General features: G+C 64.8%; 16 protein-coding genes. 6 read left to right on the top strand and 10 right to left on the bottom strand.

Annotated elements, in window-relative coordinates; genetic code table 11:
• Positions 1-61: 61 nt before the first annotated feature.
• Both H4W01_RS18300 and H4W01_RS18305 read right to left on the bottom strand, forming a co-directional pair.
• Complete coding sequence (locus H4W01_RS18300) at positions 62-3,034, bottom strand: TonB-dependent receptor domain-containing protein (RefSeq protein ID WP_209612759.1); 2,973 nt, start codon at positions 3,032-3,034, stop codon at positions 62-64.
• A gap of 320 nt (positions 3,035-3,354) precedes the next feature.
• On the bottom strand, positions 3,355-4,452 hold the full coding sequence (locus H4W01_RS18305) for an alpha/beta fold hydrolase (RefSeq protein ID WP_334685341.1): 1,098 nt from the start codon (positions 4,450-4,452) through the stop codon (positions 3,355-3,357).
• A 155-nt stretch (positions 4,453-4,607) separates the two neighbouring features.
• Here H4W01_RS18305 and H4W01_RS18310 point away from each other — a divergent pair, with 155 nt between their 5' ends.
• On the top strand, positions 4,608-5,996 hold the full coding sequence (locus H4W01_RS18310; RefSeq protein ID WP_209612760.1) for an APC family permease: 1,389 nt from the start codon (positions 4,608-4,610) through the stop codon (positions 5,994-5,996).
• On the opposite strand, the gene H4W01_RS18315 is transcribed toward H4W01_RS18310, so the two are convergent.
• The 4 genes from H4W01_RS18315 to H4W01_RS18330 form a co-directional block, all read right to left on the bottom strand.
• Positions 5,997-6,941, bottom strand: coding sequence for an acetamidase/formamidase family protein (locus H4W01_RS18315; RefSeq protein ID WP_209612761.1), 945 nt, complete (start codon positions 6,939-6,941; stop codon positions 5,997-5,999).
• The gene (locus tag H4W01_RS18320; RefSeq protein WP_209612762.1) at positions 6,863-8,077 is read right to left on the bottom strand and encodes an alpha/beta fold hydrolase; all 1,215 of its coding nucleotides are present in this window, start codon (positions 8,075-8,077) and stop codon (positions 6,863-6,865) included. The genes H4W01_RS18315 and H4W01_RS18320 overlap by 79 nt, the downstream gene beginning before the upstream one ends.
• A gap of 421 nt (positions 8,078-8,498) precedes the next feature.
• Complete coding sequence (locus tag H4W01_RS18325) at positions 8,499-9,218, bottom strand: anti-sigma factor family protein (protein ID WP_209612763.1); 720 nt, start codon at positions 9,216-9,218, stop codon at positions 8,499-8,501.
• Positions 9,215-9,703: a sigma-70 family RNA polymerase sigma factor gene (locus H4W01_RS18330; protein ID WP_209612764.1), complete on the bottom strand. Its 489-nt coding sequence runs from the start codon at positions 9,701-9,703 to the stop codon at positions 9,215-9,217. Before H4W01_RS18330 ends, H4W01_RS18325 begins: the two co-directional genes overlap by 4 nt.
• A 102-nt stretch (positions 9,704-9,805) precedes the next feature.
• Between H4W01_RS18330 and H4W01_RS18335 the strand changes: the two genes are divergently transcribed.
• The 5 genes from H4W01_RS18335 to H4W01_RS22995 all read left to right on the top strand — a co-directional run bounded on the left by H4W01_RS18335 (position 9,806) and on the right by H4W01_RS22995 (position 14,807).
• Positions 9,806-11,041, top strand: coding sequence for a S8 family serine peptidase (locus tag H4W01_RS18335; RefSeq protein WP_209612765.1), 1,236 nt, complete (start codon positions 9,806-9,808; stop codon positions 11,039-11,041).
• Positions 11,042-11,131: 90 nt separating this feature from the next.
• Positions 11,132-12,010 carry a hypothetical protein gene (locus H4W01_RS18340; RefSeq protein WP_209612766.1) on the top strand — a complete coding sequence of 293 codons (879 nt, stop codon included), beginning with the start codon at positions 11,132-11,134 and terminating at the stop codon, positions 12,008-12,010.
• 245 nt (positions 12,011-12,255) lie between these two features.
• Positions 12,256-13,872 carry a M28 family peptidase gene (locus H4W01_RS18345; protein ID WP_209612767.1) on the top strand — a complete coding sequence of 539 codons (1,617 nt, stop codon included), beginning with the start codon at positions 12,256-12,258 and terminating at the stop codon, positions 13,870-13,872.
• Between the two features lie 54 nt (positions 13,873-13,926).
• Positions 13,927-14,472: a reverse transcriptase domain-containing protein gene (locus tag H4W01_RS18350; RefSeq protein WP_334685342.1), complete on the top strand. Its 546-nt coding sequence runs from the start codon at positions 13,927-13,929 to the stop codon at positions 14,470-14,472.
• A 14-nt stretch (positions 14,473-14,486) separates the two neighbouring features.
• Complete coding sequence (locus tag H4W01_RS22995; RefSeq protein ID WP_209612768.1) at positions 14,487-14,807, top strand: group II intron maturase-specific domain-containing protein; 321 nt, start codon at positions 14,487-14,489, stop codon at positions 14,805-14,807.
• 56 nt (positions 14,808-14,863) lie between these two features.
• Here the strand turns inward: H4W01_RS22995 and tnpC are convergent, their stop codons facing one another.
• From tnpC to H4W01_RS18375, 4 genes are all read right to left on the bottom strand, one after another.
• A complete protein-coding gene (gene tnpC / locus H4W01_RS18360) occupies positions 14,864-16,468 on the bottom strand; it encodes an IS66 family transposase (RefSeq protein ID WP_209611180.1) in 1,605 nt (534 codons plus the stop codon).
• 46 nt (positions 16,469-16,514) lie between these two features.
• Positions 16,515-16,862: an IS66 family insertion sequence element accessory protein TnpB gene (gene tnpB / locus H4W01_RS18365; protein WP_010189271.1), complete on the bottom strand. Its 348-nt coding sequence runs from the start codon at positions 16,860-16,862 to the stop codon at positions 16,515-16,517.
• Entirely contained in the window at positions 16,859-17,191 is a 333-nt protein-coding gene (gene tnpA / locus H4W01_RS18370) for an IS66-like element accessory protein TnpA (RefSeq protein ID WP_209611178.1), read from the bottom strand. Before tnpA ends, tnpB begins: the two co-directional genes overlap by 4 nt.
• Before the next feature lie 331 nt (positions 17,192-17,522).
• The gene (locus H4W01_RS18375; RefSeq protein ID WP_209612769.1) at positions 17,523-17,924 is read right to left on the bottom strand and encodes a MucR family transcriptional regulator; all 402 of its coding nucleotides are present in this window, start codon (positions 17,922-17,924) and stop codon (positions 17,523-17,525) included.
• Positions 17,925-18,050: the final 126 nt, after the last annotated feature.

Raw genomic sequence — 18,050 nt, forward strand, 5'->3', positions numbered from 1 at the left:
GCGGAGTTCCCATCCCGGCGCTGGGCCGGGATGGGGCTCGCAAGCCGTCCGGCGGGCCAGTCTACATCTTGAACCGGAAGCCGAGACGATAAGTGCGCCCGATCAGGTCATAGTTGGAACTCGACCCGAAGGCGTTGCCGCCAGGAACGAGCGGGGGATCCCGATCGAACAGATTCTCCACGCCCGCGAACGCCGTCACCTTGCGTCCACCGAGGCTGACGTCGAAATTCTCGTTGAGATCGAAATACCACACCGCCGGAACATGATTATCCGCATCCGGGAGGCCGGTGGAGCTGTTCTGCGGCTGGTTGGTGACCTTGCCGGAGCCGTAATAGCGCGCGGTGATCGTCGTCTGGCTCCGACCGACCGCATAGGTCGTCGTCAGCAGCCCCTTCCATCTCGGGCTGAGATAGGTGCCAAGCGTTGGGACCGGCGTATCGCCGGGCAGGTTGGTGATATCCTGCAGCCGCTGCGAGACGAGCAGGCGCAGGTCGAACGCACCGGGTAGCGAACCGCTGATGCGATCCAAGCGGGTGCGATAGCTCGCTTCATAATCGATACCTTCCGCCGCAACGTTCTGCGCGTTGATCCCGCTGGTGTAGATGGTGGCATTGACCAGGTTGGTTGCCCCCGACGCCAGCACGATCGAGTCACACGCCGAGGCGTTTTTTGGTCGATTGAAACCATAGCACAGATCGATGATCGTCTGCGCCCCAACGGCCACGATCGCATCCTTGATGTTGATTTTGTACCAATCCACCGAAAGGCTGAAGCCAGGCAGGAAACGGGGGCTGAAGATGCCGCCCGCGGTCCAGGTATCCGCGATTTCGGGCGTCAAATTGGGGTTGCCGCCACTGATCGTGATGTTGGAAACTTGCGGGCTGCCGGCCTGCGTGCGGTCCAGATAGCCGTTCACGAACTGGCTGGCCGGGGCGAACAAGTCGTTCAGATTGGGCGCCCGAATGTCTCGGGAACGGGTGCCGCGCAGGCGCAGGTCATCGGTGATCGCCCAGCTCAAGCCGGCTTTCCACGTCGTGACCGGGCCGCTCGTCGAATAGTCCGTCCGGCGCACCGCGCCATTGAACTCCAGGCTTTTCGCCACGACCGAATCTTTTAGCAGTGGCACCAGGATTTCGCCGAAGACTTCCTTCACATTATAGCCCGCACCGCCGGGTTTATAGTTCCCCACGTTCCATTGCGACGCCACCGAGGTGGGGTCGGCGGTCGCTCGGAAGGACTCCCTGCGATACTCGGCCCCCGCAGCGACCGAGACCGGCCCGGCCCAGGTGGAAAAGGGGCTGTACTGGCCGTCGATCGACCAGACGTCCTGATAAAAATCGAGGTCTTGGCGCGTCCGGAGCCCGTCGCTCGCGCCAGTGACCCAGGCGATCGACGCGGCACCCAGTGAACCTTCGCCGAAGACGTTCATCGGGACGCAGCCATTGGTGGGGTTGGCGAGCGTGGAGCGACAGACCGCTGCCCCCGCCGCGACACCGGCGACTCCGCCCGTCGCGGGGTTCGCGGTAACATCGATCGCCTGATTGAAACGGCTCAGGATGATGTTGTTGTCGCGCGTGTAATTCACCTTGCTGTGGCCGTGCTGGTAATAGGCCCGCCACCGGCCACTCCCAAGAAAGCTGCCTTCGAGCGCCGCCAATTCACGATCCTGGCGACGGTTATAGCCGGCCTGGCCGTTATGGCTGCCGGGATCATTGACCATGTCGTAGAAGGTCCGCGCCAGCTGAAAGGACGAGACCTTTGCCGCATCCATCTGTTGCTGGATCGCAATCGGCAGGAACGGATTGTCACGCGTGACGGTGATCGCGCTCGCGCCTTGGCGCGTATAGATCGCCGACCAGTTCACCGAGGCGTTGCCGGCGTAGCTCGCCTCGAAAATCGCCTTGATATTGTCGGTCATCTCATAGCTGAGGCGGCCATAGATGTTGAAGTGATGATCCGATGGCAGCAGCGAGCCGCGCGACTGCGTATTGGGAATGACTGTTCCGCCGGCCTGGTTCTGGCCCTGCTGGATCGCCCCGAAGGTGAAACTGCCGATCTGCCCGTTCGGCAGAAACAGCGTTCCCTTGAGCGGTCCCGAAGCAATCACGCCGCCGGAGGGCGCGGTGGTGCCGACGTCGTACCGTACGATCTGACCAGACTGGCCGTTGGTGGCGGTATAGGTCGGATTGGTCAGAACGCCGAAGCCCGGCTGATACCAGTCACGCGTACTTTTGGCGAAATCGATTCCCTCGCCGGCGTAATAATCGCCGCTGAGGAGCAGATGGCCGCGATCGCCCGCAAACTTTGTCCCATAGGCGAGATTGCCGGAGAAGACCCTGCCATCCGCGCGATCCGTCTGACTAAGATTGACGGTGCCCTTGAGACCCGTGAACTGGGTATCGAGAATGAAGTTGACGACACCGGCGACCGCATCGGAGCCATAAGCAGCCGACGCGCCGCCCGTCACCACGTCGACGCGTTGGATCAGGTTTTGCGGCAGCATATTGACGTCGACCGCCGGCGACACGCCGGAACCGACCACGCGTCGCCCGTCCAGCAACACCAAGGTGCGCGTGACGCCGAGGCCACGGGCGTTGAGCTGATTGGCGCCGCCCGTGGCATTGGCATAGACCGTGGTGCTGCGCGGCGTGTTGCCCTGTCCCATCGCCGGCAACTGGTTGACATAATCGGCAACGTTGCTCGGAGAGCGCTCGGCGATGTCCGCCGCGCTCAGGACGGTCACCGGGGTCGGCGCGCTGTTGCCGTTGCGTACGATCCGCGAGCCGGTGACGACGATATCCCCGCTTGCGGGGGCGGGTGTGACAGGCTCGCTAGTGCTTTCCGGATGCAGGACGGGGGCGTTGCCGGTCACCTGCGGATCGCTGCGGATGTCGTTCGCAGAGCCGGTGCGATCCTGCGCCTGGACGGCCACGGGAGGTGTAGCGGCGGCCTGAGACGCGGCGGGCAGGGTGGCCGCTTGCGCCAAAGCCGGGCTAGCGCAGAACGCAACTCCGACACCCGCAAGCAGCCGCATACGGATACACTTCGACCAATGATTCATGTAACCCCCGTTACGATTATGTTGCAATTGCAATGCTGCGCTGCAAAAAAAAGTGTGTCAAGCGAGCGCGGCGCGATATTAAATTACGCTGGATGGGTGGGGGCGGCCGGTGCGTTAGGACGGCATAGCGTATGCGGAATCAAGGCTGAGGCGATCGGCCGGCGCATGGGCACCGCACGCCGCTGGGCCGATCGCGCTGGATGTGTACGGCGACACAGAGTCGGATGGCCGCTATCCGTTACGGCGATGCCCAACCGCTCGTGAAGGGCCGTCCGCGGGTCCCGGCAACTGGTTCAGCTTGGTCGGTCGCCGGCCCGCATGAACGCGCCGATATGATCGTTGAGGAATTTGGCATCCGTCGGATTGCTGGCCGCGCCGGCGGTATGGCCCCAGAGCGACGGCATCGGTAGCAGCGTCACGCGGGGCATGAACCCCGCTTCGTAGCGCGCGTCATCGACGGGGAAGTAGAGGTCGGTCGCGGACGGCATGTAGAGTACGGGCACCGCGATCGCGGCGAGCGCGCGTTTTACGTCGCCGCCCATGCCCGGCGTGGTGCCGATGTCATGCCCCTCCCAGGTCCGCATCTGCAGGATCAGGTCGTTGGCGTCACCGCCCGGCACGAAATCCTTGTACAATCCCTCGAACACGCTTCGGTACGTCGTGCCGGCGGGCGAGCCGGCGCGCCACAACTCCTCGCGCCACCACCCTTGCGAGAACAGCCAGCCAGCCCAAATCGCGCCGAAGGTCTGCAGCCCGGCCTTCGGTGGCGTCTTATAGTCGCCGCTGGCAAAGGCCGGATCGTTCTGAATCGCCATTATCTGGCTTTCCAGCCGGATGATACCGTGTGGCCAGGCCTTCGCGGTCGCAGAAGTGACGACGATTCGGTCGGCGAAGCCGGGATGGCTCACCGCCCATTGGAACGCCTGTTCCCCGCCCATCGAGAAGCCGACGATCGCGCGCAGGTGACGCACGCCGAGTGCCTCACCGAGCAGCCGATGCACCGCCTCGACATTGTCGCGGATGCTGGTCACCGGGAAACGCGGGCCGTCGAACGGGGCGGGCGTGTTGCTGGGCGAGGAGGACTTGCCATTGCCGAACAGCTCGGTCGCGATCAGGAAGTATTTGTGCGGATCGAGCGCCTTGTCCGGCCCGATCAGCCATTCGTAGCCGTGCGAATCCGCCATATAGTGCGACGGCAGCAGCACGGCGTTGTCGTGCGCGGCGTTGAGCGTGCCATAGGTGGCGTACATCACCTTGGCCTCGGGCAGGATGGTGCCGTTCTCGAGCGTGAATTGCTTGATGATGAAGGCGCGGCGATCGCCGTCTGCGGCGAGCGCGGGTGTGGCGAGCGAGAAGATCATTGCCAGCACCGCCACGACGAACCTAATCATGCGCTTGCTCCTTGCCGCGACCATGCCAACGCGGTCGATCATTCCGAAAGCGCGCGACAACCGCAAGTCCGGCTCTCGACACGACAAAGGCGCGTGGTACGCTGCGACGCGACGATCGCCGGGAAATCAGGCGACACGATCGGGCGGAGATCTGTATGAGCGACCTTACGGCTCCCGCTTTCAAGCGCGTGCTTGGCCCGGTCGGGGTGACGATGCTGACCTTGTCGGTCCTTTCCCCCGGCGCATCTGTGCTCGTCGCGGGGGCTGACATTCTGCATCAGGCCGGCACGGGCGCGGCGCTGGCGTTCCTCCTCGGCGGCGTGCTCACGCTAATCTTCACCTTCGCGCAGGCCGAGCTCGGCTCGTCCTTTCCGCTCGCCGGCGGTGATTACGCAACCATCGGCAACACGCTGGGACCGCGCGCCGGCTTTGTACAATTTGGGGTCAATGTCCTGCAGACGCCGGTGTTCATCGCGGTCTCGGCGACCGGCGTGGGGCTGTACCTGCATGTATTGGTGCCAGCACTGCCCGTCACCGGCACCGCCGTCGCCGCGCTCGCTCTGGCGGCGGGCATTGCGGTGCTCAACATCCGCACCGGCGCTGCGCTGACCGGCACCTTTTTGATGATCGAATTGGCCACGCTGGTGCTGATCGCGGCGCTCGGCTTTGCGCATCCGGTGCAGTCGCTCGGCGCGATCGCCGCGCACCCGACGGTCTTCACGGGCGGCGTGCCGACGCATCTCGGCCTTGCCGGGCTCGGCCTCGCCGTGGCGGCAGCATCATGGGCGACCAGCGGGGCGGGCCAAGCGATCTACTTCAGCGAGGAGATGCACGCGCCCGCCAGCGTCGGCCGGCTCGTGATCGCGATCGTCGTGATCACAGTGCTGTTCGAGCTTATCCCAGTGCTCGGCATCGTGATCGGCACCACGCATCTGCCGACCGTATTTTCGAGCGACGCGCCGTTTACCGCCTTTCTGGCCGAGCGCGCTTCGCCGCTGGTGGCGATGCTCGTTACGCTCGGCATCATCGCCGCTTTGTTCAACGCGGTCGTCTCGGGCATCACATGCTATGGACGCTATGTTTTCAGTTCGGGGCGCGACCGGATCTGGAGCAACGGCATCAACCGCGCGCTCATCCGGCTGCATCCCCGCTACGGCTCGCCCTGGGTCGCGACCCTGGTGCTCGGTGCTGCGGCGTTTGCCAGTTGCTTCCTCGGCCTGTCACAGCTGATCGTGCTCGCGGCGGGATGCGGCATCGCGCAGTGGGTGCTGATCAATCTCGCCGGCATCGCCGGGCGCCAGCGCGGGCTGACCGGGGGGCCGGGCACCTACCGCGCCCCGCTCTACCCGCTGACCCATGTCCTCAGTCTGGCCGGCGCGACCGCGCTGGCGGTGCTGGCCTGGAACGACGTCGCCAGCGGCCGCCCCGGCGTGATCGCGGTTGGAACGGTGATCGTGCTGTCGCTGCTGTACCACGCACTCGTGCTAGACCGCGGCAGCGAGCGCTGGACAGTGCTGGGCGTTCCCGCCGACGCGGGCGGCTGATCAGCGGAACACGATGCGCGGGAAGTAGAACGACACCGTCCAATTGGGCACGTCGACGATTTCGCTGATCCGCAAATCGCCGCACACCGAGCACAGCATGTACGCATCGACCGCCGCCAAACCGTGGTCGCGGACGAGCAGATCGATCATCCGGCTCACCGCTTCGCGCGCCGCCGCGATCAGGTCCGGGCCGATGCCGGTTGTCGCCTCATAGCCGTCGGCGTCCAGGTGCCGCGTCACCGGGCCGGGCGTTGTGAAGCGCGGCGTGGCCAGGTTTGCGCCCTTCACCAGATCAAGCTTGAGCGTGAGCGCCATCGGACTCTCGATCGCGGTGCCGCAGATTTCGCCGTCGCCTTGCGCGGCATGGGTGTCGCCGATCGAGAACAGACCACCGGCGACCTCGACCGGCAAATACAGCACGGCGCCCGTGCTCAAGTCGCGAATGTCGAGATTGCCGCCGGTTCGCCGTGGCGGCACGATCGAATGCAGCCCCGGTTCGGCGAGCGCGAGCCCGATCGTGCCGGCGAACGGCTTGAGCGGCACGCGCGCGCTGCTGGAAAAGGCGGCCGGCGTCATTGCCACGCGGTCGTACGACCAGATCTTCAGTGCGGGCTCGATGAACTGATCCGCGAGCAGGCCGAAGCCGGGGATGTTGGCGGTCCAGCCGAAGCCCGACGGCGTGAAGTCGCCGATCGTAACCATGATTGCATCGCCCGGTTCGGCGCCGTCGATGCGGATTGGGCCGACGACGGGGTTGATGCGCCCGAAATCGAGCGCTGCAACGTCCGCTACCGTGCTGGTCGGCGTGAGCTGGCCATCCGAGGAGTCGCGGCAATCGATGCTCACGGTATCGCCCGGCGCAACCGTCAGGATCGGCGGGATCGCATTGTCCCAGCCGAAATGATGGTGGTGCCGGTGGATCGTGTGGCGGGTTGAGTTCGGCATCTCGGCCTTTCGCATCGCTGCGTTCGTTGCAGCAGATCGGCAAGATCCTGTTTCCAGAAACGGGCGGAGGTATGGGTGCCGTGGCCGCGCGTCTCGGTACTCTCGGCGATCAGCCGGAAGCGCGCGTCCTTCATGCGAGCGACGGCGCGCATGGGCAGATCGAGGTTGCGCGGGTTGATGAAGTCATCGGCCGAGTTGACCCACATCGTCGGTGCGGTGATCGCCTCAAGCCGCTGCCAAGGCGCGTAGGTGCGCGACGCGTCGATCTGGTAGATGAGGTCGTTGGCGTCGGTTCCGGCGATCGACGCCGCCACTCGCTCGCGCGCGAACGCCTCGGCCGTCTCGCGCCGGGGATAGCGTGCCTGGAAGTAGAGCGGTGCGGCCCCTGCCACGAACAACAGGCTGGCGGCGGTGCGCAAGCCCTGCGTGGGTGGGGTACGATACTCACCGCCAGCCCAGGCCGGATCGGCCTCGATCCCGTCGATCGTGAGTTGCCGCCACATGCGGTTGAGGCCGGCGATCTCGACCGGCTCGCAGGCGAGCGGCATCAGCGCGCCGACGAAGTCGGGATGCGTCTCGCCCCAAACCAGGCTGTGCATACACCCCATCGACGTACCCATGACGAGCCGCATGTGCCGAATCCCGAGCCCGTCGCGGAGCAACCGATACTGCGCCTCGACCATGTCATCATAGTCGTAGTGCGGGAATCGCATGTGCAGTCCGTCGGACGGTTTGGAGGATTTGCCGTGGCCGATGCCGTCGGGGAGGATGATCCAGTAGCGCGTTATGTCGAGTGGCTGACCGCGACCGTAGAGTTCGTCGGCGAACTGCGGGCTGAGAAACTGGCGACCGGTGCCGCCGGTGCCGTGCAGCACCATAACGGCATTGTCGATCTCGCCCCGCGCATTGCGGTGTGGATTGCCAAGCGTCGTGTAGTTGATTCGCAACGCCTGCAGCGTCTCACCCGAGCGGAAACGGAACTTGGGGATGGTGAATTGGGCATCGCGTGCCAACCATGTCGCGGCGGGCGGTGCCGGCCGCGGGGCCGGCGCCGTCGCCGCGCTCAACGGTGGCGTCGGGGATGGCGTCGGGGCGGCGGTGGCCTGAGCGAGCAGCAGGAGCAGGGATGACAGCATAACCGTATCGTCGCGCGCCAGAGAGGAGAGGGCAAGGGCCCCCTCCGGCGCACCAAGCCCGTTGATCGAGCCAATAGCCGTAGTCCGAGCACCGGCCCAGCCATGGAGCTTCTCGAGTGAGTCACAGCAACCGCCTCGGGCTTTGTTTCGAACAGGGCATTGAGCCCCGAACATCGCAACATCAGCTATTTGTGCATGTGCCCCTTAACGGAAGAATCTCGTTACAAGTTTGCCGGCTTATCGATTTTCGATTAATGAATGAACGGCGGATTTTCGGAATCGGGCAGCGTCGCGCTATTGTCGCTTTATGGTCTTTTTGATGGTGAAGCTGTCGGTCAGCAGCGCGCCCTGAATCTAGCCATTCAACCGCTCCTAACACAATCCCGACAGCGGACATGCGGTCGCGCATAGTCCTGAAGCTTCAAGGTAATCGCCAGCCACTCTGCCGCGCGCGCGTTTCGGTGGCCGCGTCGAAAGGTTCGCCGGACATGGAAGCTTCCGCGTCGGCCATGAGCGGCGCGTCGCCAGAGCTTGCTTGACGGTATTCGGTCGACGGCGCTGCGGTGCGCCCACGCGTTTCCCGTAACACCCAAGTTTCCTTTTCGCGACAAGCGATACCGCCCAGTGCGGGTGTCGTGAACGTCCGGCAGATCGCGCCCGATCGATCGCGAAAACTGACCAGCATGCGGGTAGTCGCAGCACTGTCTTGGTTGGACGCGAGCTGCGTATTTAGAGCATGCTCAAGATTGCCTGATGCGACGAGCATGCCGCCGTGATTTGCAATGGGTGCGTCTCCGCCGATCCGACCGCCCAAGAAGAGGCCTAGCGCGAGACTTGCCGCAATTGCGCCGCCGACCGACCACCCCCCCAAGCGGCGCCGGTTCTCACGCTTGTCCCGCGCCGTAGCGAGCTTCACCACTTTCGGCGGTGCCACCGCCGCTCTCAGGGTGTCCGGGACCGGCTCGTTTGCGATCGGGTAGAACGCCCGTGCCAGTGTTTCGCGAAGCTCGCGGTGGCGCGCTACTGTTGCGGCAGCGTCTGGGTCGCTGGCGATCGCGCGCTCTAAGCGCTTGGCAGAGATCGGATCGAGCTCGCCATCGGCATAGGCCATCAGCAATTCTGGATCGAGCTTATCACTCATGCCGCTTCTCCCAGCGTTCGCATCAAGGCTTCCCGGCCGCGTACCAGTCGCGAGGTGAGCGTGCCCATCGGTATCTCCAGCACTGCCGCTGCTTCCTTATAGGCAAGCCCCTCGACCAGAACGAGCGCAACCGCCTCGCGCTGCTCAGGAGGCAGCATAGCCATCGCGCGGCCGACATTGGCCAGTTCGACGCGCGCCTCGATTGCGCGGTCTCCCGTGTCGCCGACGCTTTCACCGGCCTCCGCGTTCACGAAAGTCTCGCTGCGCCGTTTAGTCGCGCGCGCGGTGTCGATCCAGGCATTGCGCATGATTCGATACATCCAGCTATCCAGTCGCGTTCCGGGCTGCCATTGGTCACGCGACTTGAGCGCACGCTCTAGGGCAGTCTGGCAGAGGTCGTCGGCATCGGGGGCTGCGAAGGCAAGCGAGCGGGCGAAACGCCGCAGACGCGGCAAAAGCCCGATCAGCTCGTCCTCGAAAGTCACCTCTGCTTTCTCCTCCGTCCTTGCGATATGGATGAAACGGATGGGCTAGGCCGTTTCATCCACGACATGACAGAATTTCTTCGTCCGTATAGAGTCCCGCGCATGATGATGCGGCAAATGCTATTCCCCGCCGTGTTGCTTCTCGCGATGCCCGCGGCGGCGCAGTTGCTGCCCGCGCAAGTGCCCGGCGTGGTGAACGGTGCGCTGCGGGGCGTCACCGATACGGTAAGGTCCGCATCCGAATTGCCCTCGGCGGTTCCGAAGCTGGTACAGGATCGGCTTGCCAGGTTTGCTGTCTTGCTGCGTAATCACCGGGCCGAAATCGCGCGGGACGATCATGGCGATCCCGCGCGCGCGGGCACGATCCTCCTCGGGGATCCCGACGACGCGCTGGTAGCGGCCGCGACACGGGCGGGCTTCGTGCTCGCCGAGCGGGACGAAATCCAGGGCCTCGGCATCAGATACGCGCGTTTCGGTGTGCCAAGAAGCAAATCGCTCGTCGATGGACTTCGCGCCATGCGCAAGCTGGCGAAGGGGCACGATGTCTCGGCCGATCAATTGCATTTCGAGGGCGGTGGCATAAGCGGTCCCGCGATGTCGGGCGCGAACGTTGCATCGGGCAGTGCGTTCGGATCGATCGGGATGATCGACGGCGGGGTGGGCACTCTCACGGGCGCGATTGAGCGGCGCGGCTTCGCGGTTGGCGCGCCGTCGCCCAGCAACCACGGTACAGCGGTTGCGTCTCTCATGACCGGTGGCGGCGGGGTGAAAGGCGCGGCGGTCGGCGCGCGACTCTATGCGGCAGACGTTTATGGCAAGGATCCGGCCGGCGGCAACGCGCTTGCTATCGCCAAGGCCTTGGCGTGGCTCAGCAGCGAACACGTACCGGCTACAGTCATCAGTCTGGTCGGCCCGTCCAATCCGCTGCTCGCGCGGGTCATTCAGGCAGTGCAGGGGCACGGCATGATCGTTGTTGCGGCGGTTGGTAACGACGGCCCCGCAGCACCGCCATCCTATCCCGCATCCTATCCCGGCGTGGTCGCGGTGACGGGAGTGGACGCGCGCGGACGCGCGCTCATCGAGGCGGGGCGCGCGCTGCATCTCGATTATGCCGCGCCCGGCGCTGACATGCTTGCGGTGGACGCGCGAGGGCGGGCGGTAGCGGTCCGTGGCACGTCATTCGCCGCGCCGCTCGCGGCGGCGCGGATCCTGCGCTTCGCCGGCGGAGGAAGAACCGTTGCGCTCCGAGCTGTGGATGGCGAGGTACGCAAAGCAGGCCCTGCCAGTCGGTACGGCCGGGGCGTTCTTTGCGAGGATTGCAGGACGCCCGCAAAATAATTTCGGCCGATGCGGATTAAGTGTCGGCTGGCATCCGTTGCTTCTTCGAGGGCTCGATCAGAGCTCGCCATCAGAAGAAGGGATGACATCATGAAAACGTTCCTGATAGCTACGACCGCAATCGCTCTCGCCTTCAGCGCGGCACCTGCATCGGCGCAATTGCTGGGCGGTCGCGGCGGATTGGGCGGCGGTCTTGGCGGATCGCTCGGCGGTGGCCTTGGCGGAATTGCTGGTTCCGGCACTGGCTCGCTCGGCGGAACGCTGAACGGCACGTCGACGGTCATGCGCTCGACGACACAGGGCACGCTCGACAATACGGGATCGACCAACGGCTCTATCAAGGGTGATCGCCACAAGGGCAGTGTGTCGACCAGCCGTTCCGTCAGCGGCACACTTGGCGGCACCGTCGCCAATGCGACCGCCCCATTGAGCGGCTCGACGGCAGGGAGTGCCGGCGGGTCGGCTTCAGGCAGCGGTAGTGCTCAGTTGATCGGCACGGACGAAGTTCGAGGCGCGGCCGGCAACGCGGTCAGCACCACCCGCAATACCATCGGTACGGTTCGTGACCGGGCCGGCAACAGCGTTGGCACGGTGCGGAACCGTGCCGGTAACGTCGCGAGCGGGACGAGTGATCGCGCCGCCGGGCTAACGCAGGGCTCCAGTTCAGCGGCTGGCAGCACCTCGGATGGCGGGGATGGCGGCACCGGCGATCTGTCGCTGGCCGGCAGCGGCAATGCGGCTGGATCGAGCGGCTTCACGGTGACACGCGGCATGAAGGTTCGCGACGCCGCCGGTGCTGTGATCGGCCGCGTCCACTCGGTCTCGACCGATGCGCGGGGCCGTATCGAGGCGATCAGCATGAAGGTCGGTAACAAGTTCGCGACACTGCCCGCGACGAATTTTAGCGGCAACGGCAATCTGCTCGTCTCGGCCATGGGCGAAGGTGACGTTCGGAAAGCAGCGAACTAAGCAAAGATCGACGAAACGTTTTGCAAATATGCAGAGTGTCAGCCCGGGCAGGTTAGGGTCCGGGCTGCTACTGTGCGTTACGAGGTCACAGACTGGTCTGGGCTGCGGCTAGCGAAAGTACGCTGCCCTTGCATCCCCTCGATGCCGTTAAGCGGACTGACCGCCATCCTCCGAGATGCCACCACGCGCCGCCCGCGAGCAGTAACCCGCTTGTGTAGGCCGTGTCCTCCCGCCAATCTGCTGCGATGAAACGCTTGCTTCCCCTGCTCATGCTCCTCACCGCGGCGAGCGATCCCGCGCCGCCGCTATTGTCGGCCGAACGGATCAAGGCCGATGTCCACACGCTAAGCGCCGATGATTTTCATGGCCGTGGGCCGACACAGCAGGGCGAAGCGATCACGCTCGCCTTTCTCGAACAGCGCTTCGCGCAGCTTGGCCTGAAACCGCTCGGCGATGCGGGCTATCGGCAGACAGTGCCGCTGCTGCGCTGGACGCGGGAGCGCGCGCGCTTTGCGCTTGATTTCGGCGGGAAAACGCGCCCGCTGATGCCGGGCGTCGAGATCGCGGCCACCTCGCGGATCGTCGGGGAATCCAACCTCGATCGGGCCGAGGTCGTGTTCGTCGGCTACGGCGTGGTCGAGCCCAAGCTCGGCTACGATCCCTACCAAGGCGTCGATGTTCGCGGGAAGGTGGTCGTCGCGCTGGCAGGCGATCCCGATGTCGAGGCGGGACGCGACCTGGGCTTTGGCGGGCGCGCGTCGAGCCCTGCGGCGCGCACCAAACTTTCCGAAGCGCAGAAGCGCGGCGCCGCGGCATTCCTGACGATCCACGATACCTTCCCTTCGAGCTATCCGTGGCTTCAGCTGGCCAATAGCGATGCGGTGCCGGGCTATGCGCTCGACACCGGCGCGCTGCCGCCGGCGTTCGGGCTGCGCGGCACGATCCGCAACGATATCGGCGTGGCGATGCTGCGGCAGAGCGGGCTCGATTACGCCGCCGCCAAGCGCAGAGCGCAGCGCGCCGATTTCCGCGCGGTGGTGCTCAAGGGGGTATCGCTCACCGCTGCGACGACGATCACGCTCGACCATGTCGTCAGCCATAATATCGTCGGGATGCTGCCGGGCCGCGACCCATCCGCGGGCAGCATTCTATATGGCGCGCATTGGGATGCCTATGGCGAGAACAGCTTCGATCCGCCGGCTGACCGCATTCGCAACGGCGCGATCGACAATGGCACTGGCACAGCAACGCTGCTCGAGATCGCGCACGCCTTCACCGGCGCCAAGCCGCCGCGTCGCTCGGTGGTGTTCGCAATGTGGACCGCCGAGGAAAAGGGGCTGCTCGGGGCGAGCTGGTATGCCGACCATCCCGCACTGCCGCTGGCGACGACGGCGGCGCAGTTCAACCTCGATCCGCACGCCGTGCTCGGCCGGACGCGCGACCTCGAGCTGATTGGGGTCGGGCGCACGCCGATGGAAGGCGATCTGGCGCGCATCGCCACGGCGCAAGGCCTTCGCGTCGTCCCGGAGGAGAATACCGAGGCGGGCTGGTATTATCGATCGGACCATTATGCATTGGCGCAAAAGGGCGTCCCCGGTGTCTATTTCCGCGCCGGGCGCGATCTGGTGAAGGGGGGGCTTCCGGCCGGCGAGCGCATTCGCGCACGCTACAACGCGCAATGCTATCACCAGACCTGCGACGCCTACGATGCGGGCTGGGACATGACCGGCGCCGCGCAGGAAGGCAGCGTGGCGTATGCTCTCGGCCGCGAAGTTGCCGATGGAACGGCATGGCCCACCTGGAACGCAACCGAGCCGGCGCTGGCCGAGCGCACGAAGACCGACGCCGCGCGACATCTTTAGGATCTTCCACCAGAAATCTACGCCTATCGCGCCGGGCGCAATGCCCAGCAGGCCGTGATCGCGGTGGAAGATCAGCTGTACCATGGCCGTCCCGATGTCGTGGACGCCGACCTCGCAGATTACTTCGGCAGCATCGCTCACCTCGAGCTGATGAACTCCGTGGCACGCCGGATCGTCGATCCAGCCGTACTGTTTATGATCAGGTCGTGGCTGGACCGCGCTGTCGAGGAGACGGACGATCGAGGCCGGAAAACACGAACGACGGTGGCCCGGGATCAGCGATGCGGCATCCCGCCAGGCTCACCTATCTCACCCTTGCTGGCGAATCGGTACATGCGCCGGTTCGTGTTGGGGTGGAGGAAGCTCGGCCTTGGGCAACGCCTCGGCGCTCGGCTCGTCACTTATGCCGACGATCTCATCATCCTGTGTGAGAAGGGCAACGCGGAAGCCGCGCTCGATAAGATGCACAGGCTGATGGACAAGCTGAAGCTGACGGTGAACGAGGAAAGGGCCCGCATCTGCAAGGTGCCGGACGAGACATTCGACTTCCTGGGCCATACCTTCGGGCGGATGTACTCTGCGAGGGGCGAGCCCGCATAGGCTATCGGCCGTCGATGAAAAGCATCAAACGAGCGCTGGATACCATCCACGCGCTAACCGAGCGAAGGTCTACATGGCAGGATGCCACAGTGCTGGTGGCCAAGATAAACCGGGCGCTGCGCGGATGGGCCAACTACTTCTCGGTTGGAACCACGAGTCAGGCGTATAGGCCGATCGACAGCTACACAGTGGTGCGGCTGCGTCGGTGGCTTCGGCGCAAGCACGGGAAAGCCGGCAAGAGGGCGAGAGCCTATCTACCCCAGCACCTCTACGAGCAATACAGGCTCGTACGGGGTACCCAGCTTGGTCGGGGCGCGCTGTGGGCGAAGGCATGATGCTTTGTCCGAGAGCCGGATGCACGGAAATCGTAAGCATCCGGTAAGGACCGCGTTTACGCGGCCTTGAGCAGTTCTGCTGGTCGTCGCCAGTTCCAAGGTAGCAGTTCGCAAAGCTGGCTCTGCTGGATATCGGCGATGCGAGCGAGGACGTCGGCGAGCCAGGCTTGCGGATCGATGTCGTTGAGCTTGGCGGTGCCGATCAGCGTATACATGAACGCGGCGCGCTCGCCGCCGCGGTCGGAGCCTGCGAACAGCCACGACTTCCTACCGAGGGCCACGCCACGCAGCGCGCGTTCTGCGGCGTTGTTGGTCAGGCAGATACGGCCGTCGTCGAGGAACCGGGCGAACGCAGCCCAGTCCTTGAGCATGTAGTCGATCGCACCCGCGACCGGGTTGTGGCGTGCGAGCGCGGCACGCTGGGATCGCAGCCACTGCTCCAGGTCTGTGACGAGCGGGATCGCGATCTCCTGGCGCATGGCAAGCCGCTCCGCGATGGTGTTGCCGTTGACCGCGCGTTCGGCGTCGAAGATCACGTCGATCCGCCTGACCGCTTCGGCCGCGATCGGCGAGATGACCGATGCACCCTTACGCCGCTTCAGCTGCGCGGCGACGTCGCCCAGCTCGAAGAACTTGCGCCTGGCATGTGCCCAGCAGAGTGCACGGGTGACTGGTGACGGCGACCGATCGGAGCGGAACAGGGTGTTGTAGCCGGCATAGGCGTCGCCTTGCAGGATACCGCCATAGCCGGTGAGATGTGCGACCGGATGTTCGGCGCGACGGGTCCGCGAATAGCGGAACAGGGCAGCTGGCGGCGCAGGCCCTGCGAACGGTCGGTCATCGCGCACGTAGGTCCATAGGCGTCCGACATGGGCCGTGGTCTTCGCCAGCACCGGCACGGTCGTGTCGTCGCCGTGGAGCCGCTCGGCGGCTAGAACGTGCGCCTCGATCAGCCGGTGGAGCGGCGCGAGTGCGGCCGCGCACGCCCCGACCTGGTCGGCGAGCGTCGACAGACTGATCTCCACGCCCTCCCGAGCATAGCGGTCGCGCTGACGGTTGAGCGGCTGATGCGTCCCGAACTTCTCGAACATGACCATCGCCAGAAAGCTTGGTCCGAACAGCCCGCGCGGCGTCGCATGGAACGGAGCAGGTGGCTGGGTGATACCCTCGCACACGCGGCAGGCGAACCGCTCACGAACGGTCTGCACGACCTTCCACTGCCGCGGGATCACCTCCAGCGTCTCGGTCACGTCCTCGCCCAGCTTCGACAGCCGGTCCGACCCGCAGCAGGCGCAACTGGTGGGCGCGGCAACGACGACGCGCTCGCGCGGCAGATGCGCCGGCAACGGCTTGCGCGAAGGTCGCGTCCGGGTGAACGCCTCGACAGGGGTGCCGGCCGCGGCACGCTGGCCCAGAGCCTCATCCTCGCCGGCGCTCGCCTCCAGCTCCTCCAGACCAAGCTCGAGCTGGCCGATCAACAACTGGCCGCGCTCGGAACGCTGCCCGTAAAGTGCCCGACGCATCTTCTCGTTCTGCAACTCGAGCAGAGCCACCCGGGCCACCAGATCGGCGTTGATCGCCTTCGCGCGGGCAGCTTCGGCCTCGGCATCCAGAAGTGCCGCGCGAAGCGCCGTGACATCGCTGATGGGTGCCGCTGCCATGGCTTGAGGATAGCGAAAAAGCCCCGGAAAACCTAGCTTTTTAGCATCATCCAGCGGCCTGCGGACGCCATGTCATGCGCGGATTACGCCAGTCGATCGCTTCGAGCAGACACGCCATCTGCGACGCGGTGATCGCTACGACGCCATCAGTCGCCGCAGGCCATATGAACCGTCCACGGTCGAGCCGCTTGGCATAGAGCGACATACCCACACCGTCATGCCACAGCACCTTGATCAGATCGCCGCGTCGTCCACGGAAGATGTAGAGATCGCCGGCATGCGGGTCGCGCTTGAGCCCTTGCTGCACCAGCAACGCCAAACCGAACATCCCACGGCGCATGTCTGTGCACCCGGTCGCGAGCCAGATCCGGACGTCGCTTCGGACCGGGATCATCGCCTGAGCGACCGCACCACAGCCGCCACCAATGCGGGCGGCGCATCGCTTGCGATCCGCAGCACCGCCCCGCCGACCTCCAGCACTATCGCGCATCCTGCCGCGGGCTCAGGCTCGGCGCCGACCGTCACCGCCGCGAAGCCCGGCGACACCGGCTCGGCAAGATCGCGTCGCCACCGATAAAGCTGGCTCGGCCGCAGGTCGGCACGCCGCGCGATCTCCGCCACGCTCGCTCCCGGCTCGCAGGCCGCCGCCACCAGCGCCCGCTTCTGATCGTCCGTCCAAACCCGGCGCCGCTCCGCGCCCGAAATAATCGTGATCTGACTCATCGCACCATCGCTAACACCGGTGCAAACACCGTCGCTTGCACCAGTGCTACGTCAGCCGATCACCCGTTCCCGGCAAGGCGGTCCACACCGGAGGGGTACCGGAAATCCGCATGTCCGGTTCGATGAGCAGGGAGTGGAAACGGGTCGTCTGGTAAGCCCCACAGGCGCGCCGCATGACACCGCGCCACTCTCTGACTCTACTCAATCCACCGTTCTGAAACTTTGTATGCACGGGATGACAACGTAGGAGCCCCCCGGTCTCTGACGTGTTCAAAATGACGCGGGCGCAAACGATCGGCGTCGTAAAACCGCCGAAATGACGATCGTCGTTTTAATTTTGTCCCTTCGACCTACCCAAGCCATTCGTCTTCGCCAAACCAGATCGTTCGGCGCTGTATTCAGCAGATACCATCGAATAAGAAACCGGAAGTGACCATTTTGCACGATACTCGTCGGCGGTCAGGTCGTGCGTTGCGAGGTGCTTGCGAAGTGTCTTGAAGCGCTTTCCGCATTCGAGACATCCAACCGAGCCAGGCTTAACGCTCGCCCGGATCGTCATAGCGGGCGCTGGCACGTCGTCCATACCGGTTGGCGCGCTCATGCCCTTAAGCCCCGCTAGGCTCTCATAGACGGTCTTAATGAGTTGCGGGATATCCTGTGAAGCAACGACATTCGAGGTCAGATGGGCGGCAACAATATCGCTTACGTGGATTAATAGGTTTAAATCAGCCATGTTTTACCAGTTACGCCTGTTATGGAGCAGTGCCAATGACACTTTTTATGAGGCAGCCACAGCGGCATTCGTCATACGGCCGCGTAAGCTTCAAGCGAAAATCAGAGCGTGAATGAACGGCGGCTT

Source organism: Sphingomonas sp. PL20, from assembly GCF_017875905.1.
GTDB classification, from domain to species: Bacteria; Pseudomonadota; Alphaproteobacteria; order Sphingomonadales; family Sphingomonadaceae; genus Sphingomonas; species Sphingomonas echinoides.